We start from the raw sequence: 24671 nt of genomic DNA on the forward strand, positions 1-24671 counted from the left end.
TCAAAGCGTGGGAGCGATACACCCAGCTCATAAGCTCGGCCAGTCTGCACCAGAAGCCGAACGATGCGCCTCAATATTTCGCGGCGTTAACGCCCGGTGGTCGCTCTTCATGACCAGCCCTCGCCATGGTCATGGGCCCTTGACTCGAATACTGCCCCTTGCCGGGATGCCCAGCCTTCCCACGCATAGACCGCCCCGGCCGATCCGCAAGAAACGCCTCACCGGACAGGACCCTGCGCCCACTTCCTCACCATCCAATCGCTACCGAACCTTCGGAGCGATCGGCCCCGGGATGAGGCACGGCCCCGGCACAACACCATCGGACGCCAAGGACCTCCACCTCAGCAGGAGATCAGGGAAACGTCTTTGAGCCATAACTTTCGCGCCAGCAGCTGTTATCTGCCCCCATCCGCCGCCATGGCGGCCACACGAACTGGGAACGGTCACCCGAGAGCGGCACGCCAGCCATCGCAGGCTGCCCCTCACCGCATCCATAAATAGCGCACCAGTTCGGATTCTGAGTGATTGTCAGTGCCGTGTCCTAGCTTGAAATCACAACGCGAGACCGGGAATTGGGGGAAGACCTGGTGATCTTTGAAGAGCCGTCCGCAATCTACGAAAGCATCACGTCGCGGATGCGAGCCCTAGCGGTGGTCTATCCGGTGCTGGCCTTGGATGCCAGCAAGGCCAAGAAGGAGCGCGGGTGGGACCCGTACCGCATGGCTGAACTGGCCTTGGCCGCGATTGACTTCGTAACGCTGCGCACCGACATGCGGACAGCCGTGCGGCAGGAGACGGTCGTGGAACACGTGGCCGAGTTCGCCGCACTGCAGCAGCCAGGCCGGCCTGGGGAGGAGTACCGGGCAGTCGCCCGCTGGGTGACCGAGCGGCTGATCAACACCGAAGAACGCGACCGCGCTTTCCGTCACGACGTCGGGTACGTGACAGACAACAAGTTCGAGACGCGCGAGGCATCTTTCCAGATCCTCAAGGAAGTCCCTGACCACGTGGGGCAGGCAGCTCTCATCGCCACGGACGCGGCGATCACCGTGCTGGTGCATGCGATCGACGTCGATATTGCCTCGGAACAGATCGCCGCCGAAGCCAAGCTGGAAGCTCTGCTCAAGCGTTCACGGATCAGCGAGGCGTGGCAGGCCGCGCACAACGCACGGATCCAGAGCGTCCGGTACGCCAAGGACATCCATGGGCGCATCGAAGCCATGAAGCGCAATGTGCGGGCTGTGGACTGGGACACGGAAGTCAGGGACACGGTCGATGAGGCTTTGGAGCACGTGCGCAGCCGGTCCGCGGCCGAGACGAAGCACAAGGAGCGGGTCAACCAACTACTGGAAGCCACCGCCGATGAACGCAAGCGCAGACAGCTACAAGACCTGGAGGCGCTCATCCACGAGTGCTGGCAACGTCACGCGGTACTGATTGACATGCTGATGACGGTCGGTCCGGAGTTCCGGCGCCAACAGGACCGTCAGGTGTTCGTGGCTCCGGCGATTCACACCCGCGTACATCTACATGAGCAGCTCCTTCAGCCGGTGCTGGAACTCTCACTTAACGCGTGCTTGGGCCCCTTGGAGGCGTTCACTCGTGCCGTCATGGGGCCCGTGCGTCCTCGTGTGATGTACCTGCCCGACTTTCTGGAAGGGCTCACCAGGGTCGCCGAGGAGGCCGGCGGGGAGCTGGTGCCGGTTCAGAACGAGTACGACTGGTCGGAGATCGACGCCCGTCCCGCTTTCAGCGAAGAGCAACACTACGCGGTGGACGGGCTGCTGGCTGCCATCACGGACCAGGGCGTGCGGCTCTCGACCCTGCTGGCGGCCACACGCCAACCAGGCCCGGGCACAGGACCGGAATCAGGCACCGACGAGTTGCTCACGCTTCGCACCCAGCAGCTCTTCCGGCTCATTCCGGTGCGCCAACTCGTCGATGGTGAAACTGCCGTGGTGGCCGTCGACGACGGCACAGTCCTGGATGACGTCCTCTTTGGCGGCAGCGACTTCCTCCTGGTCCGCACCGGGGGCATCGGTCCCTCGCAGGAGTCACAGACGAACGCGCCACTGCCCACTTTCCCAGCACCGCGCCGCCCGCAAGGCCCTGACGCCCACCAGCTTGATCAGGAGAGTGCATGAACCGTCACGAGGATGCTGCCGAGGCTGCCCGGATGGTCGCCTTCGCCATGGCCCGCCGCAAAGCGCCCGCTCGCTCTGGCGACTACGCCCGACTCGTCCAACGCTTCGACACTGAGCCGGACTTCGCGCAGGTAGTGCGCAAGGTCGCCCAGGGATTCGACCTGACGGTGCTGGAAGTTCATCCCATGACCGGGTTGGTCCTGGGCACCACGCCCGAGACCGACTTCGGGGTGTCCGTCTCCGACCTCGTCCCGCAGACCGCCGATCGCCCCCTTTACCTGCTGGCCCAGCTGACCATCGCCGCCATGGTCTTCCCCCGTCCCGAAGACCTCGACGATGACGAGCATGTCGGCCGGATCTCAGTCAAGCAGGTCGATGAAGAGGTCCGGGTCCTGGCGTCGACCATCGAACGCCGCCTTGCACAGAGTGACGCAGATGTTGATCCACCCTCCGATCAGCCGGGGCTGGAAGGACTGTGGCGGGCCTACCTGCGCCGGAACGCCACGGGAAAGACGCAGACCGACAGGGCCCCACGAGCCTCGACGAGAGCACTGGTGAAAAAGGCGTTCGCGCATTTGGAGAGCCACGGCTTCGTACGCAAGGTCAGCGACGAAGACGCCAGCACATATGTCACCAACGTCAAGTACCGACTGCAGATCCGCGACCAGGCCGCGCGGGACATGCTGGAGGAACTCGCAGCACTGGGAGTCGCAGCGCTCCCCACGGACGGCACACCCAACCACGACCAGCCATCACCGGACGACCCCCCGTCGCCGACCGAGAACACGCCGGTAACCGACCTGTTCAGCTGACCGCCCTACTGCAAGGACCTCTTTCATGTATGAGCTCAATCGCATCCTGCTGCGAAACTTCGGGCCGCGAGATGCCCGCTACGAAGACGTACCCCTGGACTTCTCCGGCGTCGGCGCCGAAGTGGAGACCGCCTCGCTGATCCCCGACGCCGGACATGTCGCCCAGCGCCCGGCACCCGCCAGCCTGGTGATGCTGCAGAACGGCGGCGGCAAAGGCGTCTTACTGACCGGCATCACCTGCACCACCATCCCCTACCGTCACAGCGATCTGGAGACACTACGCAACTTCACCGTTTCGATGGCCCAGCCGTCGCACGTGGTACTCGAATGGGCCGACGCCCGCACCGGACGCCTGCTGGTCACCGCACAGGTCCTGGCCCCCGAACACGACGGCAAACTGCACCGCTGCTTCTACAGCTTCCACCCTTCTGCAGCCCTGGACGCCGACCGGCTTCCCTTCCACCGTCAAGGGCACTGGACTCCGTACGAGGACTACTGCACCGAACTGCGCGACTGGGAAAAACGAGTGGAAGCGCTCGAACTGCACATCGTCGAAGGCCAGGAGAAGTGGGAGAAACACCAGCGCGGCCTCGGCCTGCAGCCCGAACTCTTTGACGTGCAGCGCAGGATGAACGCCAAGGAGAGCGACGCCGCCGCAGCCTTCACCACCAACACCGCCGACGCCTTCGTCGAATGGCTGCTGCGCAAGGCCACAGACGATGACCGGTACACCGAACTGGGCACGGCCTTCCACGGTTATGCCGCTGCACACGACGAACGCGCCCTGTGGGAAAGGGAGCGGCAGTTCGCGGTGGAGATGCAGCACGCGTGCGAGGACGTCGCCAGCCTCCACGACACGCTCAACCGGCACGCCGGTGCAGCCAAGAACGCGGAAAAGGACCTCGTTCACCTCACCTCCGCGATCCGGGCACGTCACGCCGCCCTCACCGCCACCGAGGCCGAGAGAAACACCACCCTCAAGGACACGCACCGCGCGCTGGAAGCCGCGAAGCGCACCAGCGAACTCGCCCACTCCCGCGCCCAGCACGTACAGGCGTGTTCCCACACCCTCGAACTGGACGAGATCACCGCCCAAGTGCAGGAAACCCAGAAGAACAGGCAACAGGCACAAGATGAGAGGACGGCGTGGGCGAGCGTCCCGATCGCGCTGCGTCACACACAGGCACTGGACAACAACAACCGTGCCCAGCGGGCCCTCGTCCAGGCCGAACTAACCGCCGCCCCCTTCGTCCAAGCCCTCGACGCCGCAGCAGCAGCGCTGCGCGCGGGCTATACCCGGGCAGAGAAAGAGGCCCGCGACACGATCCGCACGCACAAAGACACCACAGCCGAGACGCAGAAGCAGATCGAACAATGGCGTACCCGCAGCAACAAGCTACTCACTGCGGCAGGCGCTGCCCAGGAGGAGACCCGCACCCTCCAGAAGCAGACCGACGCCTTCGCATTACGCCTGAACGCCGCCCGGGAACGTGATCTCCTTGCCCCGCAAGAAAGCGCCGCCGATGCCGCCGCCCGCACCCAGGATCACGCACGCCACAGCAAGCAGCTGCTGCGTGAAGCCGACCAGGTCCGCAAGAGCGTCCGAACCGAACGGGACCGCGCCCACACCGCACTGGCGGAGCAACAAGCACTGGCCTGGTCCGCGCGTGCGGCCGCGACGGCAGCGGACGAGGAGACCAGCCAACTGCGAGCTCAGGCTGTAGCCATCCGCAGCAACCCGCTGTGTGCCGAGCTATTGGAAGCCAACAGCGACGAGCTTGGCGCCGGCGACGCATTGCGCTGGCTGGGTGACCATGTCGGCGCCCTGCACCAGCTCGCCGAGCGTCGCACCGGCGGCCTCCAGACCGCACTGACACGCAAGCACATCGACCTGCAGAACGATCAGGATCTCCTCTCCCTCCTCGACACCAGCGAGGGCCTGCTGCCTGCCGCCGAAGAGGTACGCGACCTGTGCGGCCAACTGTCGGACCACGGGATCCACGCGGTGCCCGGCTGGCAGTGGATGCGCGACAACGTCCCGACCACGGAGCGCCAGCAGGTCATCAGTACACACCCCGACCTGGTCGGCGGGATCATCGTGGGCGGTCTCGACGGCTTGGACACAGCCCAGAGCATTGTGGAGCGCCTTCGCCCCCTGCCCTCCGCGGCCGTCACGGTCGGCACCGGAGAACGGATGCTGAGCACCCAGGCAGCGTCCGATGGCGGACGATTCGTAGTCGAACCTACCCCCGCCCTCCACGACGAAGAAGCCGCCGCACACGAGCGCGCGGCGGTCGACGCCCGCATCACCGAGGTCACCCGCGAGTTGAACTTGCTCGGACAGCGCATCACCGCTGTACGAGACCTTCTGCGCCAGATCGCGAACTGGCGTGATGCCTGCGGTATGCGGCCTGTGTCCGACCTGCTTGGCCAGCTGGAACTGCTGGAGACCTCTGCTGAAGAGGCCGAGACCGCACTGGCCGCAGCCCGCACCGCAGCAGGTGAGCAGGAGACTGCGCTGGAGGTCGCGGAGGAGGAATGCGAACGCCGTACCGAAGGTCTTGAGACCGCGCAGAGGATCGCCGAGGATCTGGCTCGCCTGGCGGAGGAGGAGACCGCTGCCGACCAAGCACGGGCCCGTATCAAGGCCCTTGCCGGCGAGAGGGCCGCCCGCACCAACGAACTCGAGTTGCTGGCGGGCCAGATCGACCAGGCGGGTGAGGAGATCCTGTATCTCGCGCGCGCCATCGAATCAGCCGAGCAGGCCGCAGACCGATACGCCCGGGCGCGCGAAGAGATCACCAGCACGTCCCAAGCGCAACAGGCACACGGCACCTCCAACGCAACCGTGTTGCCCCTCCCCTCTCTCCAGCATCGCTATCAGCAAGCGCAGGACGAACTGAGGGGCGTTGAGGTCGGCGAGGACCAGCAAGTGCGCGCCACGGCCGCGCAGAAGGCTCTGCTCGTCAGCCAGGAGGAATGGAACAAAGTCCCCGAACAGGTACGGGGTCTGGCCATGGCCCACAGTCGCGATGGACAGGCCGGTGACCCCGTTCAGCGCGACGCCATTCTGCGCGCCCTCACCGCCAAGATCGACTCCTGCGACGTGGCCCTTCAGCGACTTCGGGATCAGTCAAGCCGTCTTGCGGAGCGCTCCAAGCATCTCACCCCGGCAGTCTCGCTGAACGACGAAGACGCCGCAGCCTGGACGCCGACCACCGTTACTGAGGCCCGCGAGCTGGAGGCCCGGGCCACGGGCGAACTCGACACGGCTCAGGACAAGGAACGTCTTGCCGCCGCAGCCTTCAACACCGCCCGCCGCGATCAGGCCAGTTCCACCAAGGAGCTTGCGGCATTCGACCGTGTCCTGCCGATGCTCGAAACCGCTGTCCACGGCCTAGCCATTCCTTCGGACCGGGAGCCCTACGACGGCACTGCGGAAGCAGCCGCATTCGCCGCTCGACAGGTGACAGCCGCACACACCACGTGCCGGGACGCAGCCCGCCAGACAGAGCGAAGCCTGGAAGGAAGCGTCAGCCGGCTCAAAGAAGTACCCGCCGATGTCCGATTCGAAGGACTCGACATCCCGCTGCGTACGCAGATCTCCGCCCTGGACAGCCGCGACATCCCAGCAATGGCTGCCACCTGGACCGATGCACTGACCTCTCGCATCGCAGCCCTGAACTCAGATCTCGAAGGCATGGCCAAGGCCCGCGAGGCCCTCGCCTCACAACTCAGCGGCCACGTCACCGACCTTTTGCAGCGCCTCGACCAGGCCAGTCGCTTCTCCGCCTTCCCTGAGGGGGACGCTCCCTGGTCCGGACAGAAATTCCTCAACATCCGCTACAAGAAACCGGATCTCACTGCCCTAGCCGCCCAGATGCACGAATCCGTCGATGCACTGGCCGGCAATCAACGCACTCGCAAGCTCAAGGGCATCGACGTCGTCATGCGCTGCCTCGTAGCAGCCGTCCCCCGCGGATTCACCGCCGAGGTCATGAAGCCCAACGCCTCCCAACGCCTGGACCGCGTCCCCGTCGAGGAAATGAGCCGCGTCTTCTCCGGTGGCCAGGAACTGACCGGGGCCATCCTCCTGTACTGCGCACTCGCCGCACTCCGTACTTCACCCGGACCTCGCAGCCGCACCCGCAACGGCGGACTGCTCCTGCTCGACAACCCCATCGGCCGGGCCAACGCCGGGTACCTCGTCGACATCCAGATGGAGATGGCCGCCGCCCTCGGAATCCAGCTGATCTACACCACCGGACTGAGTGACGAGGACGTCATCTCGCGGTTCCCCATGCGCATCCAGCTCCGCAACGACGCCGAGGCCCGAAGCGGCCTCTCCCTCATCCGGCTCGCTGAACAGGTACGCAACGCTCTTGTCCCCGCCCCCCGTATCACCCCAGACCAAGACGTCCCCGAACCCGTCGGTGTCCTCACCTCCGCCCGGCTGTACAGGAAGCAGGGCGACGCTCAATGACCTCCCCCACGGGACAAGTCCAGGTGCCGCTCTCCCCCGCAGCAGCACAACTCAGCGCCGCGCTCCAGGCCCGCACCGACCGCGTCACGGTCGGCCGGGCCACCCTCATCGAGGCATTCCGCGACGCTCTACCGGGCGCCGCCAGCGGCGAGAACGCACGCAGCACGCTGGCCACGCTCCTGTACGAAATCGCCGAACACGGCATCATCAACCTGCCCACCTCCCGCACCAAATGGGACGCCGGCCGCCCAGCCCTTCCGGAACAGCTCCGGATCCCCACCGCGCCGCCAGCGAAATCCGCCACCCCACGCCAGCATGCGTCATGGCGGCCAGAGCTCAACTGGGCCTACGATGCCCGGTTGACCGTGTCCCAGACCGAGGACCTCCTCGCCTGCAACCGCTGGTTCCGGGATACCCACGACCAACCAGCCCGCCGCGCTCCCCTCCCCCTACGCGAGCGCTCACACGAGATCTTCCGCCACGAAAAGCGCCTCGACACCCTGATCACCGGAGCACTCTTCGCCCCCAGCAGACTGACCCTCGAACAGCTCTCCACCTACCGCGAACCGCCACCGCTGGCCCACCGCAGGCTCGGCGACGGCGACACCATGCTCGTAGTGGAAAACAGCGACACCTACGCCACCTTGCACAACCTACTCAAGGCCGCCCCCGGCCCCATCGGATACATCGCCTTCGGCTCCGGAAGAGCCTTCGAAGCATCCGTAGAAAACATCGCTGAGCTCCCTGGCATCCATCGCATCGTCTATTACGGCGACCTCGACGCTGAAGGCATCGCCATCCCAGCCAGAGCCTCAATCAACGGCGTCCAGCATGGACTGCCACCTATCGAACCGGCGACGGGGCTGTACCGCCTGTTGCTCGCCCGCGAACCCAACGCCGGCGACATCATCGCCAACGACCGGTCCCACAGCCTGACGGCATGGCTCCCCGAGGAACTCCGGCAGGCAGCGCACGTCCTGCTGACCAAAGGGCAACGCATCGCGCAGGAAGCAACCAACCGGAACGAACTCAGCGTCGATTCAGACTGGCGATGGTGAGCCTCCCCCTCGGCAATTGTTCGCCGTGACTCTCCTGGTGGGGTTTCGCATGGGCCTGCCTCCTTGCGCAGGGGCCGTCCTACGGACTGGGGAGGCAGTTTTTACGTGGTGTGCGCGGTAGCTTCGTCGTCACTCTGACCAGGTAAGAGTTCAGCGAGCGACCATGGGAGGACGGTGAGGTCGGCGACAGACTGGGGAAGCCGCGGATAGCGGTTCAGCTGGCGCATCTTCTGCATCAGGGCGAAGCCGTCCTCCGCCGTGACGAATCCCGCTTTCACGGCAAGCTGCATCACGTCGAGCGTCTCCGCCGTCATGATGCCCTGCCCAATCGCATACTCCAGAGCGGATTTATCGTCCGATATCCACCATGCACCGGAGAACTGGGGCCAGCGTTGGATGATGTGGCAGGTCTCGGCCTCGCCGAGGTGCTGCAGGTAACGGTCGGCTTGGCCGCCGAACACGGCTGTGCGAAGGTGCCCGACGTTCTCAACGTCATCCGGAGCCGTTACTCGGATTGCTTCGCCGAGCCAGCCCTGCTGCCTCAGATCGTGAAGAGCGGGCAGCTGTTCGGCCGATTTGCGGGCCTCCCGCGACACAGCCGCGGTCCACTTGCCGCGGCCGGCCAGGACCGCGCGGAGCAGATCGAGGCGTTCAACGGCGGCGAAGTTGCACAGGACGGTGTTGTCCGGGAACAGGAAGTCGCTCATGCTGTACCGCCGTTGTCCTGTTCGGACGCTAACTGGTCTCTGAGCTCGTCGACATCAACCCCGAGTAGCGACGCGTACGGACGCAAGGTCGCCTTGCCGGCCTCATAGGCAGCGCGCGTGTCGCGTACAAGAAGTCCGGGGAGCCTTTTCTCCTGCGAGACCGCGACTTGCCGGTCGAGTTCTTCCACGCGGTCAGCGACGACTGCGGCCTCGCGCACGGTCATGCGCTTGTAGTAGTCGCAGGCGCCGGCGTCGATCACACGAAGCGTGAGCAGTCTGTAGGCCAGGGTCGCAGGGCTGACCATGAAGTCGCAGCAGAGCGCGGCAAAGCTTTCCCGGGTCAATTTCACCGCACCGACTGCTTCGCGCAGCGTTTGCTCGGGCAAGAGGAAGACGGAAGCGAAGGCGTTGGCTCGCTGCTCGCTCGGGTCCATCTTCTGGGCCCGTTCGAAGATATCGCGATCGAGGTGGACGTCCTGGTCGTCGTCGGCGAGAAGGTGCCCAAGTTCGTGCGCGAGAGTGAAGCGCTGACGTGCCGAGTTAGATGTCGTAGTCAAGAGGATGAGCTTGGCACCTTGGCCCGTGGCAGCGAGGCCGTCAAAACCGTCGCCCAGCGGCTCGACAGCCACATCGGCCCCGAAGACCGACTCGATCAGTTCCGGCAGGCCGCCCTGGACCACCAATCGTCCCTGGAGCTCTACCGCCCTCCGAGCTGATTTCGCCAGCGCCTCTCCCTGGGCAGCGTAGGTGCTGCCAGCAGGCGCTGCCGGGGAGACGGGCCGCCAGGGCTGCGTATAGCCGAGCTTGTCCAGGTCGGCGCGTCGGGCAACGTAGTCCCGAGCGGCTGCCAGTGCCTCGGCCGCCTTTCCAGTGGTCGTTCTCGCTGCCACGGCCAGTGGGGGCTCGGCTCCGGTGAGCAGCCAGTCCATGGAGACGTGGAATTCATCGGCAATGACCGCGAGATCAACAGTTGAGAAGGGGCTCGTGCCGCTGAGGCACTCACGGAACTGCTCGGCGTCGAGGTCGGCCTGGTCGGCGAAATCGTGGAGGCTCAAGCCCGACTGGTCGATCAGGCTTCTCACTCGATCGGAGATGCTGGACACCCGTGGACAGTAGTCCGCCATCTGCCCAGTTCTCAAGGCGCATGGCAGACGATCCCCAGGTGTCGAACCTGTACTGCTCCCCAGCCGGAGACACCAGCTTCAACTGGATGATCGCATCGCAATTGACCCGAGATCGAGCGGAGCCCGGTCCCAGGAGCCCGTGGCTGCCAACGTCTCCCGGGACAGTCTGTAGGGGCACTCCTGCACCCGGCTGACCAGCGCTGTCAGCGAGTTCGCGCGACTCGAAGCAGGCCGCACCCACGGTCGTAGATACTGGTGCTTTCGTGATCCTCCAGCGCCTCGTGGCGGCGTGAAGCGCAAAGGGGATCTCAGTCCGGCAATGACGGCATCGGTGAAGGAGTCTGCCCAGGTGGCGACCGCTACGGAGCATCCGCAGGGATCAGCGAGCAGTACCGGGAGCGCGACTGCCCTTCCACCGGTCCCGGAGCCCGGGCAGGTCGTCAAGGTCCGGGGCTCGACCTGGGCCGTGTCTGATGTCCGTAAGCAGGGGCTTCCACGTAGCCCCGCAGATGAGGGCGTGCCGGGCCTTACACATGTGGTCAGCCTGCAGTCGCTGGACGAGGACCGGCTCGGGCAGGAGCTGACGGTGGTCTGGGAGCTGGAGGTCGGGCACACCGTCGCGCCGGACCAGGGGCTGCCGGAGACCGTGCGGGCGGAAGCGTTCGACGATCCGAACACGCTCGCCGCGTTCGTGGACGCAGTCCGCTGGGGCGCGGTCACCTCGGCGGACGCGAACTCCTATCAGGCCCCCTTCCGCAGCGGCGCGAATGTGGAGGCGTACCAGCTGGTGCCGCTGAGCCGGGCCCTGCAGTCGTCGCGTACGAACCTGCTGCTCGCGGACGATGTCGGCCTGGGCAAGACCATCGAGGCCGGGCTCGTCGTGCAGGAACTGCTGCTGCGGCACCGTGCGCGGTCCGTGGTGATCGTCTGCCCGCCGAGTCTGTCGTTGAAGTGGCAGGACGAGATGCGGGAGAAGTTCGGCCTCGACTTCGTGATCGTCAACAGTGAGCTGATGGCGAAGGTGCGGCGGAGCCACGGGCTGAACGCCAACCCGTTCCGGCTCTTCCCACGCGTGATCGTGAGCATGGCGTGGCTGCCGTCACTGCGGGCGCAACGCCTGCTGCGCGACGTTCTGGCCGATGTACGCAGCGCGGGCACGGCCAAGCGCTACGCGTTCGACGTGCTGGTGGTCGACGAGGCGCACCATGTGGCGCCGGCCAGCCCGACGACGGCGCCAGGGCAGCGCGGCTACGCGGTGGACAGCAAGCGGACCACCGCAACGATGAAGCTTGCGGAGGCGTGCGAGCACCGGCTGTTCTTGAGCGCGACGCCGCACAACGGCTACTCGGAGTCGTTCACCGCCCTGTTGGAAATGATCGACAGCCGCCGGTTCACACGCGGTGCGGACATTGATGAGCGTGCCCTAAAGGAGGTGATGGTGCGGTGGCTGAAAACCGACCTTCCAGGAAAGGGGTTCAAAACCCGGGAGCTGAAGACTCTCCCCTTCACGCCGGTGGAGGAGGAGCAGCAGCAGTTCGCGCGACTGGAACGGTTGCTGGCGGAAAGCGCCCGGGCGAACGGTAAGGGATCGGGCGGCGACATCGTCGCGATGCTGTTGAAGAAGCGCTTCCTGTCCAGCCCTTGGTCGTTCGCCCGCACCCTTGAGCTTTATGAGGGCGCGGATGGCGGTGACCGCCAGCTGCGGGTGGACGACGAAGACGAGTACTACACGGAGGTGCTGGGCAGCGGTCAGTCGGACGAGGAGGAGGGTGCTGCCGAGCACCCCGAGTTCACTGCGCTGCGTCACTCCAAGGGCTCGGACCCTCTGGTCGCGGCCACCCGTAGCGAGATCGCCTCACTCATCGAGTGGGGGCGCAGGTACGAACACAAGCCGGACTCGCGGCTGGAAGAACTGCTGACCTTCCTCAACGCCGTCTGCCGGCCGGACGGCACCCACTGGACCAACGAACGCGTCGTGGTGTTCACGGAGTACGCGGCCACCCTTGAATGGATCGAACGCGTCCTGCGGCAGCGCGGCTACAAGGACGTGCTGGAGGTCATCCAGGGTTCGACCCCGACCGAGGAGCGGGAGAAGATTCGCGCCCGTTTCACCGAGAGCCCGGACAAGCACCCGGTCCGCGTTTTGCTCGCCACCGACTCCGCCGGCGAGGGCATCGACCTGCAGGCCCACTGCCATCGCCTGGTCAACTTCGACATTCCCTTCAACCCGTCCCGTCTGGAGCAGCGCATCGGCCGAATCGACCGGTACGGACAGACGGAGGTCCCGAAGATCTTCCACTTCGTACCGGTCTCCGGCTCCACGACATACGACGCGGACATGAAGTTCATGGGGATCATCGCGACCAAGGTCGGGCGGGCCACCCAGGACCTCGGCAAGGTCAACCAGGTCATCGACGCCGAAGTGCAGGAGCACTTCGCTCCCACTCGTACGGCGCGCAAGTCCCGGCTCACGGCCCCGGACGACGGCAACGAGGTGATCACCCGCGTGCTGGCCGGCGGGATGGAGCTGAACCGCCAGCTCACCCGGCTGTCGGAGACGTACAACGAGCACAAAGCCGCCATGCATCTCACGCCCGCCAACGCCCGCCGGGTCGTGGACACCGCGCTTACCCTCACCTCCCAGCCCCCGCTCGTCGAGATTGGCGACGACCGCACCGAGGCACAGGTCTTCGAGATTCCGAACCTCGGCCGCTCCTGGCAGCCGGCCTTGCGTGGCCTGGACACCCGCCTGGAGCCGGGTGTCCCGCGCCCTATCACCTTTGACGACCAGGCGGCCCAGAAGCGCACCGACCTCGTCCATATCCACCTCGGGCACGCCCTCATGCAGCGCGCCACCCGCACCTTGCGCTCCGCGCTGTTCAGCACGGACTCCCCCGTACACCGGGTCACCGCCGTCATCGCCCCCGGCCTCCCCGAGTCCTGTGTCGCCGCCGTCTCCCGGCTCGTCCTGGTCGGACGGGGCGGGCTGCGCCTGCACGAGGAGGTGTTCCTCACTGGCGTCCGGCTGCGTGGTCAGGCCCTTGCCGAGTCCAAGGTCGAGCAGGTCCTCGACGAGACCCTCGACTCCGCTGATCTGCTCCTCGCCGATGAGAAGGTGCGTGCTCACCTCGCCGAGCAGTGGAACGACGACGGTTCCCGGCTGCGTACACGCCTGCTGACCGCGATGGAACGCAAGAGCGCCAGCCGTCAGGAGAAGGTCACCGAGGCGCTCACCCAGCGCCGGGACGCCGACATCAAGCGCGCCCACGAAATCTTCGGCGCCTTCCGGCTCAACCTGCGCGAGTCCCGTGACCGCCTGGAGCAGGCCATCCGCGCCGAGGAAGAGCTGCTGTTCACCGACGACCAGCAGAAGCAGCGACGCCGGGACCTGCACCACATGAACGAGCGCCTGGACAGCCTGGACGACGAGGAAGCGCGCGAGATCGCCTCGATCCAGGAGCGCTACAGCGACATCAGGCCCTATGTGTCCGCCGCCGCGGTCGTGTTCGCCCTCACCCCCGAAGACGCGAAGAACGGAATGGTCAAGGCATGAGCCGCCGCTACCCCCCGACCGCCGCCGACCTGCACCGCGCCTGGCTCGAACTCGTCGACACCGACGGCCCCTTCCTCGCCATCCCCGCCCTGGAACGCGTCTACCGCGAAGGCATCCCCCAGCCCGACTCCCGGGCGCTCGACGCCATCAAGGACGCCAAGCCCGCCTTCGAGAAGGCATGGGAGAACTGGGACGAGCACCCGGGCGACGAAGCCGCCCTCGACCTGTACCGCGAGGCCCGCGACACCTGGGTCGACCTCGTCCTGCGCCACGGGCTGCGGTGGGGCGCCTCCTACACCGTGCCCGCCCCAGCCGCAGCCGAGGTCCACTCACCCGATTACACCGTCACCGTGCGCGCCGACGGTGCCCTCGTCCACGGAGACACGACCGGGGCCCTCGTCCTGGTCACCGACCCTACGGACTCCCTGCGCGACCCACTCACCGACGGCTGGTCGGCCAGCCCCATCGACCGCATGGAGGAGCTGCTGCGTGCCTCCGACGTCCCCATCGGCGTTGTCACCGACGGCCGCTGGTGGGCGATCGTCAGCGCCCGACCGCAGACCATGGTCGCCTCCGGCATCGTCGACGCCCAGACCTGGATCGAAGAGCCCCAGACCCGCAACGCCTTCATCGAGCTCCTCCAGCGCCGCCGCCTTGTCGGTGGCAAGCAGCAGGACCGGCTGACCGAGCTCTTCGGCGAGTCCGTCACCGCTGCGGAGAAGATCACCGAAGCGCTCGGCACCCAGGTCCGCCGCGCTGTCGAACTCATCGTCCAGGCCCTGTCCGAAGGCGCCCTGGACGCACAGCGACGCGGCGAGCCCGACCCGCTGCCGACGGCAAGGGGCGAGGTCTACGAGGCCGCCGTCACTGTCATGATGCGCGTCGTCTTCCTCCTCTTCGCCGAAGAACGCGGACTACTGCCCCAGAGCCGCCTTTTCGCCATGGGATACGGCATCAGCGACGAACTCGACCTCCTCGACGCCCGCGAGAAGGAGGAAGGCGAACAGGCCCTCGACGCCACGTTCCTGACCTGGCACCGGCTCCTGGCCACCTCCCAGGCCCTGTACCGGGGCGCGAGCTTCGAGGACCTGCGCCTGCCCGAGTACGGCGGCTCCCTCTTCGACCCGGCCCGCTTCCCCTTCCTCACCGCCTGCGACTCCCAGGACACCCTGGCCATCACGGTCAGCGACCGCGTCATGCTCGAAGTCCTGCGCGCCGTCCAGATCGCCCAGCTGCCCGGCGGAGCACGACGGATCTCCTTCCGCGACATCGACGTCGAACAGATCGGCTACATCTACGAGGGCCTGCTCGGCTACTCCTGCGAACCCGCCGAAGAGATCATCGTCGGCCTCACCGGCAGCGCGGGATCCGAACCCGAGATCCCCCTCGCCGCCCTCGAAGAACTCAGCCAGGCCAAGCGCACCGAGACCGCGCTGGCCGACGCGATCCTCGCCTGGACCAAGCAGCATCAGCCGGCTGCGAAGCCGTCCAGCAAGGCCGCTCTCACCAAGGCGCTGAAGGCGGGCGAGATGCTTGATGACGCCGAGATCGCCCTGCGCGACGTCACCGCCGACCCGGACCTGCGCGACCGGCTGCGCCCGTTCATTGGCATCATCCGCCGCGATCTGCGCAACCGCCCGCTGGTGGTCGAGCCCGGCGGCGTTCTGCTGGTGGAGACCCCCTCGCGCGCCTCGGCCGGCGCGCACTACACGCCCCGCTCTCTGGCCGAGGAGGTCGTTCGGTACGCGCTGGAACCTCTCGTCTACTCGCCCGGACCACACCAGACCGCAGACCAGGACGCGTGGCGGCCCATCGATTCCGACCAGATCCTCGACCTACGCATCGCCGACATCGCCTGCGGGTCCGGCGCCTTCCTCGTCGCCGCGGCGCGCTACCTCGCCGACCGGCTCGTCGAGGCATGGCAACGCGAGGGCGTGGCGTACGGAAGGACACCGCACGACCTGCACGTCCACGCGATAAGGACCGTCGTCGCGACCTGCCTGTACGGCGCCGACATCAACGGCATGGCCGTGGAGATGTGCAAGCTGTCGCTCTGGCTGGTGTCGCTGGACCCGAAGCTCCCATTCTCCTTCGTCGACGACAAGGTCCTGCACGGCAACGCCCTGCTCGGCCTGACCGACGCCGACCAGCTGCGCCGCCTCCACATCAACCCCGCCGCGGCCGGCAACCAGTTCAGCATCTTCGCCCTGGACGTGGATGACATCCTGGGCCAGGCCAGCCGTCTGCGCCGCCAGCTCGCCACCGAGGTCGACGACAGCGACCCGCAGCGCTCGGCCGCTACCAAGCGGCGGCAGTGGCGCAGGTACCAGGAGCTGACGGCGCAGCTCGCCGACGTCGCGGATGGGGTAGTAGCGGCCGCGCTGCGATGGGGCGGAAAGCCCAGCAAGCAGCTGAAGGCGGCGTACGAGGATCTGCGGATCGCGGTGGAGAGCGCGTACCCCGCCGGGGGCGGGGAGACAGACCGGGTGATGCTCGACGACATCAAGGAAGCCGGGCTCACACCGACGGTGACGACGGACTACGAGCGATGGAAGCCGCTGCACTGGATTCTGGCGGTGCCGGATGTCATGGAGCGGGGCGGGTTCGATGCGGTGATCGGGAACCCGCCGTTCCTGGGCGGATCAAAAATCACTGGATCCATGGGGACTAACATCCGGGATTGGCTCGTCAGCGTCCTTGCCAACGGGAAGAAGGGCAACGGAGATCTGGCTGCGTACTTCTTTCTGCGGGCATACGCCATGCTCACCCGCCGTGGAGGGCTGGGGCTAATCGCGACGAACACGATCGCGCAGGGCGACACTCGACAGGTCGGCCTCGACCAGCTAGCGATGGCTAAGTTCACGATCACCCGCGCCATCCAGAGTCGATCCTGGCCTGCAGCCAGCGCAAACCTGGAGTACGCGGCAGTGTGGGGTACGCGGGCCGTCGTTGACTCGGCTGCGACACGGGTGGTCGCGGAGGGTGAGGAGGACGTCGAAGTCGCCCGAATTTCCACTCTGTTGGAGGCGGGCGGACGTGTAGACGGCACCCCATATCCACTTGCGGAGAACGAAGGGATTGCGTACAACGGCTGCAAGGTCGATGGGCTGGGATTCGTGCTGGATCCCGAGGAGGCAAAAGCCTGGATCGAGGCATCCCCTGCGAACGCAAGAGTTCTATATCCGTACCTCAATGGTGAGAACCTCAATTCACGGCCAGATGCCTCGCCTGCGCGCTGGATCATCGACTTCACCGGCATGTCTGAGGAGCAGGCAAAAATGTACGAGTTGCCATATCAACGGGTGCTCGAGCGCGTAAAGCCGGTACGAGCGACAAACAATCGTAAGGTTCGACGCGAGCGTTGGTGGCTGTTTGCAGAGCAGGCCCCTGGAATGCGGGAGGCGATCCGCCACCTCGACAAGGTACTTGTGATCGCTTTGACGAGTAAATCCGTGGTGCCAATTCAAGTGCCCGCGGGGCAGGTATTCAGTCACATGCTGGGAGTCTTCGCTACGGACTCATTCGCCGATCAAGCGGTGCTGTCTTCGTCGCTCCATCAAACCTGGGCCATCAAGTACGGATCAGGTATGAGGAACGACCCTCGTTACACGCCGTCAGATGTGTTCGGTACGTTTCCTCGCCCGAGACTTGCAGATCGGCTTACTGACGTTGGAAGCACTCTCGACATCAACCGACGTGAGATCATGCTCCGCCGCAACCTCGGCCTCACCAAGCTCTACAATTTGGTCAACGATCCCGCTATCTCCGACTCTGCCGATCCCGATGTAGCCCGGCTCCGCGAGATCCACGTTGAGCTTGACCGAGCCGTCATGGCCGCCTACGGCTGGGACGACCTCCCTCTGGGCCATGGCTTCCACACATACCGCCAGATGCAACGCTGGACGGTGAGCCCCGCTGCCCGAGTGGAGGTCCTCGACCGCCTCCTCGAAGAGAACCATCGCCGCGCCGCCTCGCAGGGCGTTGTCAGTCCCCCCGGCAAGAATGAGGGCATCGAGGACGAGGAGGACTACGAGTGACCACCCCGCGGCGCAGCAGCACCCCGCCCGCAGCCGGCACCCCCCAGGCCCCGGCCTACCGTCTCGCCCTCGAACCCGATGGCCGTTCCTGGACGGCCCGCGAAAACCTGGTCGACATCCTGGAGCGTGAGCTCCTCGGCCCGGCCAACGGTCCGGACGAGATCCTCGACGGGGTCCCTGACTCGGCGTACCTGATCGGCCGGATCGCGCCCGTGCGGCTCACCTCCGGCCAGGACGACCCCGGCGAGGCTGGATCGGACGACGCTGCGACCGACGTGGGCGACGCGGTGGACGCTGTCGAGAGCCGGGGCGTGCCGCTCACCGCCGTCGACGACAGCAGCGCGAGTTCGGACGAGGACGAGGTCGAGGACCAGCCGCAGAAGCGTGGGCTGATGATCCCGGCGTCGATGGGGCTGCGCTTCCAGATCCCTGACCATCTCGATGAGTTCACGGTGACCGCCTCGTGGGGCACGTACGAGCCGGTGAAGGAGAAGCGTGGCGAGGGCACTGAAGACGGCGGGGGCGAGGGCACGGCACCCGCGCCGGCTCTCCGTCGTTTTCAGCGCACCCCGCACGTTATTGCGAAGGTGATCAAGGTTGCCGACCTGAAGCCGTCCCGTACGACCGAGATCGCGCTCAAGGACAAGATCCTTCTTAGGGTGGATCGTTACGACGACTCCGAGCGTGACTGCCGGCTGATCGAGGTGGCGCTGTGCAACGACCGGGAGACGCCTCGCAAAATCCCGGTCGAGGCGTGGCTGTACCAGACCAAGCTATCGGTGTCGGCCGGTGGCGCTGAGGTTTTCCTGCCGGTCAATGACGTACTCCTCGACACCCGCGAGGAGCCGGACGACGAACTGCGGCGACTGCGGCTTCAGTACCGCAACCGTCTGGAGTTCGCCCATGGCCGGACCTGCTCGGTGGACTGGAAGGTAGCCGAGGGAGCGCGCAGGGCCAGCGAGGTCTGGACGACATGGCTGCCGGTGAGTGAGACGCCTCAGACGGCCGCCGAGGAGATCGGCGCGGCCCTGCTGGACATGCGCAAGCTCCAGGAAGCGTCGACCGACGAGCTGCGTACGGGCCTTGAGCCGATCGTCGCGGGTTATACAGCCTGGCTGGACGGCGAGGAGCAGCGGGCCAAGGCTCTTCCGCAGCATCTGCGGTCCGAGGGTTTGGACGCGGTCACCGAGGCGCGTCGGGTGCAGCGCCAGCTTGAGGAGGGCCTGAAGCATCTCCTCGGGGACGAGGAGGCGTTGCGCTGCTTCCGGTTCATGAACCGGGTGATGGCCGATCAGCGTGTGCAGTCGCAGGTCGCGGAGCGGCGGGCGAGTCGGCCGGAGGAGAGCATCGACGAGGCTCGCGAGGCAATCCTCGCGGAGAAGGGGGCACTGGCGCATTCGTGGCGTACCTTCCAGCTCGCCTTCGTGCTCATGCAGTTGCCGTTGCTGTCCGACCCGGCGACCGAGAAGCGGTCGGGGGATCTGGCCAAGGCGCAGCTGCTGTTCTTCCCGACCGGTGGTGGCAAGACGGAGGCGTATCTGGGTCTGGCCGCGTACACGTTCGCGATCCGGCGCCGCCAAGGCGTCGTGGATGCCTTTGAGGGGCCATTGGACGGACGGTCCGGGGTGGCCGTTCTCATGCGGTACACGTTGCGTCTGCTCACCGCCCAGCAGTTCCAGCGCGCCACCGCCCTGGTGTGCGCAGCGGAGATGGCGCGGCGCGATGATATGGCGACCTGGGGAGACGAGCCGTTCCGGATCGGGCTGTGGGTCGGTACCGATGTGAGCCCGAAGCGGTATGACGAGGCTGCCGAGCAGTTGCAGAAGGCCCACGGGGGCCGCGGGTATCGGCTGACGGTGCTGCAGATCCAGCGCTGCCCGTGGTGCGGGACGCGGGTCGAGGCGCGGGATGTGCGTACGGAGCCCGCGCTGCGTCGGGTGTACGTGTACTGCGGTGACGAGCTGGCCGAGTGCCCGTTCTCCGACGGCGGCGAGGTCCCTGACGGGCTGCCGGTCCTTACGGTCGACGAGGAAATCTACCGGCTCGCGCCAGCGTTCGTCATCGCCACCGTGGACAAGTTCGCCCGCCTGGCGCGGGAGGGCGAGGCGGCCTCGCTTTTCGGGCATGTCTCACGGCGCTGCGAGCGGCATGATTTCGTCCATCCTGACTATCAGCAGTGCGACATCAAGGACGGCAGCAAGCACCCCAAGAAGGACGGCCACCCAGCCGCTCCCGTGCACCCGGCCACCCGGCTCCGGCCCCCGGATCTGGTCATCCAGGACGAGCTTCACCTGATCACGGGAGCCCTTGGCACCACGGTGGGCCTGTTTGAGGTGGCCATCGACGTGATGACCGACTGGCGTACGAAGGACGGGCGCCCGGTTCGTCCGCTCCTTGTCGCCTCCACCGCCACCGCACGCAACGCGTCCGACCAGGTACGTGCGTTGTACGGGCGGGACGTCACTATCTTCCCGCCGCAGGTCCTGGATGCCGGGAACACTTTCTTCTCCAAGGAGATCCCGGTCTCCGAGGACAAGCCGGGTCGCCGGTACGTCGGGATCAGTACGACCGGGGTCCGCTTGACCACGGCGGAGATCCGGGTTGCCGAGGTTCTCATGGCGGCCGGGCAACTGCTTCTTGACCGCTCCGGCAGCGCGGCCGATCCGTACATGAGTCTGGTCGGCTACTTCAGCGCTACCCGTGAATTGGCCGGCATGGCACGGTATATGAGCGACGACATCCAGACGGCGCTCGCCAAGGGCCGCCCCTGGTCGAAGCTGCCCCGCCGCACGGGTACCAACTACGGGTCGCTGCACGTCGCCGAGCTGACGTCACGTGTGGCCAGCGCCGACATCACCGCGACCCTCGACCAGATGGCGGCGTCGTTCGATCCAGGTTTCGACTCCACCGCGGGCAAGCGGAACCGGCGCGCGTTGCGGGAGGCGAAGAAGCCTGAGCCCACGCGCGATGTGAACCCGTACGACGTGGTACTGGCCACCTCCATGCTGCAGGTGGGCGTCGACGTGACCCGGCTTGGTCTGATGCTCGTAGTCGGCCAGCCGAAAAACACGGCCGAGTACATCCAGGCGTCCTCCCGCGTCGGCCGGGCCGCAGACCGGCCGGGCCTAGTCCTCGCTCTGGGGAACTGGGCGCGGCCCAGGGACCTCGCCCACTTCGAGCAGTTCCGCCACTATCACGAGACGTTCTACGCGCAGGTCGAAGCACTGTCCGTGACTCCCTTCTCGGTGACCTCACTGGAACGCGGCCTGGACGGGGTGCTGGTCAGCGCGGCCAGGGTTCTGCAGGCCGCAAAGGCCGGCCCCGGCCAAGGGCTGTCCCCGGAGGACGGTGCGGCCCGTATCGAGGCCGAGCAGCACTTCGCCGGTGAGCTCATCGACGCCCTTGTGCGCCGAATCGCTCGGGCCGGTGACGAGGACGCGGCAAACCGCGCCCGCCTGCGCTTGGAGAACCGGCTCGACCAGTGGGGCAAGCGGCGCAAGCACCTCGTAGAGCTGCGTAAGTCACTGGTGTACGAGAGGGTTCTGGACGACAGTCGGCACGATGCCCTGATGATGAGCGCGGAGAACGCGAAGGCGGGCCTTGACACACGAGACGCGCCGCCGTTCATCGTGGCGAACTCGATGCGTGAGGTACAGCCAGAGATCAACTTGCTGGTGAGCCCCATCAAGGAACGACTGGTGTACCGAGCACCTGACTATGCCCCGAAGTGGCAGATGCCGGAGGAGAGTTCATGAGTGACGAGACGCGGTTCGTCTACGACGTCGCTCACGCCGTCGACCCGCTGGGTGATCTGGAGCAGGAGGCAGAGAAGGCCACCAAGCACAACCGCGCCAAGGTCGGCTCAGCCCGCCCCTCCTCCCTGCTGTACACCTACGGTCCCGGCGCGATCATGGACTTGCCGCAGTTCACGATCATGCCCACTGGCTTGGACGAGTGGGATCGCATCTGGCAGCGGCGTGACTCCGCGCCTCCTCAGATCCATGCCCCACGGCTCCGTGACGTGGTCCGTATGATGCTGCGCTCCCCCGACGTCCAGCTGAGGCCGTATCCCTGGCAGCCGAAGAAGCACAGCCGGTCCGCCGAGGGCAACGACCTCGGGGTCCCGTCCCGGGTCTTCCCGCAGTGGCTGCGGTGCACTGGCTGCGACATGCTCGGGTTGCTCGCCCAGTTCGACTACCGCAATACGCATCCCTTCCGCACCGACCTGGCCGTCTTCGAACATGCCAAGTGCACGGGGCGCGCGGGTGGCCGCACCCGCAGGCCGATGCGGCGCACCGCCATCCCGGCCCGTTATCTGCTGGCCTGCGTCGATGGGCACCTGGACGAGTTCCCGTACGACCTGTGGGTGCACCGCGGGCAGCCATGCAGCAAGGCAGAACTGCCCGCCCTGAAGATGGTCGACCGGACGGCCGGGAAGGGTGCCTCGGCCGTCATCCAGTGCGCATCCTGCGACTTGCGGCGCCCGATGAACGAGGCACAGGGCGAGGCCGGCAAGGCGAAACTGCCGAAGTGTCGCGGACGTCACCCGCACCTGGACGCCTTCGAGCCCAGGGGGTGCGGCAACGACACCCGGCTGATGCTCGTCGGGGCCTCCAACCTGTGGTTCCCGGCCACCCAGTCGATCATCGTCATGCCGGAGTCCCAGGAAGAAAAGGCCAGCGACCTGGCCGACCGGGTCCGCACCGCGCTCGGCGACAAGCTCGCCAAGTACCGCGCCAGCCTCGACCTGATCAGGGACCTGCTGGGGATGGACGGCGGCGTAGACGTAACCGGCCTGTCTGACCACGACCTGGAACAAGTCCTTCAGGCCGCCTCCGCACCCACCGACACTCCGGAGGAGCAGGAAGAGAAGCTCCGCGACTGGGATCCGGTCGACCTTCTCGTCCCTGAATGGCGTTACTTGCTGCGCGACATCGTCGGCACCCGCGTCGAGGACCCCAAGAGCGGCCTCACCCTCGCCACCCGCGAGCGAGGCGAGACCCTGCAGCCGGAGATCACCCGCGTCCTCGCGGTCGAACGTCTCCGCAAGGTGAATGCCTTGGTCGGCTTCACCCGCATTGATGACATGGACCGCGTCGGCGATCTCCCGCGCCGCCTGGCCCCACTGACCCGTACACCACGACCGGCCTGGACCGTAGCAACCGAGGACCGGGGCGAAGGCATCTTCCTCCAGCTCGACGAGAACGCAGTCGCCGCATGGGAAAAACGCGTCCTCGACACCGACATGTGGAAGTTCCACCGCGAGGCACACGTCAGAAACTTCAGACGCCGCTTCTCCGACACCGCCGACCAGGTCGACCCCGACACCCGCCTGAAGCCCCCGCGCTACTGGCTCGTCCACACATTCGCCCACATCTTGATCCGTGAACTCGCCCTCACCTGCGGCTACTCGGCGGCAAGTCTCAGCGAACGCCTCTACGCCTGGCCCGCCGCGGAGGGCCGAGACCCGTCGGCCGGCCTTCTGATCTGCACAACCGCCTCCGACAGCGACGGCACCCTCGGCGGCCTCGTCCAGCTCAGCGAGCCTTCCCGCCTCCAAAGGGTCGTCGACAGCGCGCTACGCAAGGCCGCCCGCTGCTCCTCCGACCCCATCTGCTCGAAGCGCACCCCGCAGGACCCTGAGGACTTCCTCCACGGTGCCGCCTGCCATTGCTGTGTCATGGCCTCGGAGACCTCCTGCGAACGCGCCAACCGTTTCCTCGACCGCCGCTTCCTCCTCGACCTGCCCGGCAGCAACCTCGGGTTCTTCCAGGTCCATGAGTGAGGCGGACGCGCCACGACGCCTTGGCCAACTCCTCACCGGGACCGAGGCCAAAGGCATAGCGGACCGGCTCGCCGACGGTGACACCCTCACCGCAGCGCTCAAGGTCGTCGCGGTCGGCCAGCGGGCAGAGGTCCGACGCCTTCTGGAGGCGGTTGCCAGCGGCACCGGGCCAAGGCACCAACAGGTCCTGGCCCTGCGCGCAATCGAGGGGGCACGGGCTCTGCCGACCACTTTGTCACCGCTCTGGACCATGCCCGGACACCTCGTCCAGAGCGGGCCGCTCACCACCTCGGTGACCCGCCTCGTGGACAGCGCACGCCACGCAATCACGTGCTCAACCTTCAACTTCCAACGGACTTCAGCGCTTTGGAAGTCATTACGAGAAGCCGCACAGCGTGACGACATCGCCGTCCGCGTCTATATGGACGCCCGGGCCGCGGACGGCGTCGGACAGCAACGGTCCCCGACGACTGCAGAAGTCGCTGCGCACCTAGCGCCGGCCGAGGTCTGGCGAACCAAGCAGTTCGACGGCACATACGTCCGCAACCACGCCAAGTTCCTCGCCATCGATCACCATCTTCTCCTGGTGACCAGCGCGAACTTCTCCTGGAGCGCGGAGAACAACAACGTCGAGTTCGGCGTCCTCATCGACAACCCGAACCTCGCCGAAGCCGTCGAGCGCGAGCTGCGCGAGGCGGAGGGCGCCCTGTACGAACGGATTTCCTGACGTCTCGCAGAGCGGCCTTCCGGAGCCTCTCTGTGAGAACCAGGCGTCGCCAACCCACCCGAGCTGCATCGCCAACAAACAACGGTGCCCTCGCCGGACACTGCACGCCGTCGTAGCCCGCCGTGCGCAGACGCCCCGCCGGAGTTTTTCGGCGGGCTTCGTCGTCTCAAGGGCGGCAGCAGTGCGCCCGGCCATCAGATGAGCTGGCCGGGCGCTTCGCTTCTGCCATTGAACGGCGGGG

General features: G+C 66.5%; 11 protein-coding genes. 9 read left to right on the plus strand and 2 right to left on the minus strand.

Going from position 1 to position 24671, the window contains the following annotated elements; genetic code table 11:
• The first annotated feature begins 587 nt into the window (after window positions 1–587).
• Genes QQM72_RS09245 through QQM72_RS09260 form a run of 4 tightly spaced genes read left to right on the plus strand, consistent with a single transcriptional unit; the run spans window position 588 to window position 8497 of the window.
• Window positions 588–2144 (plus strand): hypothetical protein, encoded by a 1557-nt coding sequence (locus QQM72_RS09245; RefSeq protein ID WP_314220312.1) that lies wholly within the window; start codon window positions 588–590, stop codon window positions 2142–2144.
• Window positions 2141–2956 carry a hypothetical protein gene (locus QQM72_RS09250; protein WP_314220313.1) on the plus strand — a complete coding sequence of 272 codons (816 nt, stop codon included), beginning with the start codon at window positions 2141–2143 and terminating at the stop codon, window positions 2954–2956. The genes QQM72_RS09245 and QQM72_RS09250 overlap by 4 nt, the downstream gene beginning before the upstream one ends.
• A 25-nt stretch (window positions 2957–2981) precedes the next feature.
• Complete coding sequence (locus QQM72_RS09255) at window positions 2982–7439, plus strand: coiled-coil domain-containing protein (protein WP_314220314.1); 4458 nt, start codon at window positions 2982–2984, stop codon at window positions 7437–7439.
• Window positions 7436–8497 (plus strand): Wadjet anti-phage system protein JetD domain-containing protein, encoded by a 1062-nt coding sequence (locus QQM72_RS09260; RefSeq protein WP_314220315.1) that lies wholly within the window; start codon window positions 7436–7438, stop codon window positions 8495–8497. Before QQM72_RS09255 ends, QQM72_RS09260 begins: the two co-directional genes overlap by 4 nt.
• A gap of 101 nt (window positions 8498–8598) precedes the next feature.
• On the opposite strand, the gene QQM72_RS09265 is transcribed toward QQM72_RS09260, so the two are convergent.
• Window positions 8599–9204, minus strand: coding sequence for a hypothetical protein (locus tag QQM72_RS09265; RefSeq protein WP_314220316.1), 606 nt, complete (start codon window positions 9202–9204; stop codon window positions 8599–8601).
• On the minus strand, window positions 9201–10307 hold the full coding sequence (locus QQM72_RS09270; protein ID WP_314220317.1) for a helix-turn-helix domain-containing protein: 1107 nt from the start codon (window positions 10305–10307) through the stop codon (window positions 9201–9203). Before QQM72_RS09270 ends, QQM72_RS09265 begins: the two co-directional genes overlap by 4 nt.
• A gap of 340 nt (window positions 10308–10647) precedes the next feature.
• Between QQM72_RS09270 and drmD the strand changes: the two genes are divergently transcribed.
• From drmD to drmC, 5 genes are read left to right on the plus strand one after another with little or no spacing between them, the layout of a single operon-like run.
• On the plus strand, window positions 10648–13881 hold the full coding sequence (gene drmD, locus QQM72_RS09275) for a DISARM system SNF2-like helicase DrmD (protein ID WP_314220318.1): 3234 nt from the start codon (window positions 10648–10650) through the stop codon (window positions 13879–13881).
• Window positions 13878–17918, plus strand: a complete 4041-nt coding sequence (locus tag QQM72_RS09280; RefSeq protein ID WP_314220319.1) for an Eco57I restriction-modification methylase domain-containing protein — start codon at window positions 13878–13880, stop codon at window positions 17916–17918. Before drmD ends, QQM72_RS09280 begins: the two co-directional genes overlap by 4 nt.
• Window positions 17915–21673 carry a DISARM system helicase DrmA gene (drmA, locus tag QQM72_RS09285; RefSeq protein ID WP_314220320.1) on the plus strand — a complete coding sequence of 1253 codons (3759 nt, stop codon included), beginning with the start codon at window positions 17915–17917 and terminating at the stop codon, window positions 21671–21673. Before QQM72_RS09280 ends, drmA begins: the two co-directional genes overlap by 4 nt.
• On the plus strand, window positions 21670–23703 hold the full coding sequence (locus QQM72_RS09290; RefSeq protein ID WP_314220321.1) for a DUF1998 domain-containing protein: 2034 nt from the start codon (window positions 21670–21672) through the stop codon (window positions 23701–23703). The genes drmA and QQM72_RS09290 overlap by 4 nt, the downstream gene beginning before the upstream one ends.
• Entirely contained in the window at window positions 23696–24430 is a 735-nt protein-coding gene (gene drmC / locus QQM72_RS09295; protein WP_314220322.1) for a DISARM system phospholipase D-like protein DrmC, read from the plus strand. The genes QQM72_RS09290 and drmC overlap by 8 nt, the downstream gene beginning before the upstream one ends.
• Window positions 24431–24671 lie beyond the last annotated feature (241 nt).

The organism is Streptomyces zaehneri, from assembly GCF_032248645.1.
Lineage (GTDB): Bacteria > Actinomycetota > Actinomycetes > Streptomycetales > Streptomycetaceae > Streptomyces > Streptomyces coriariae.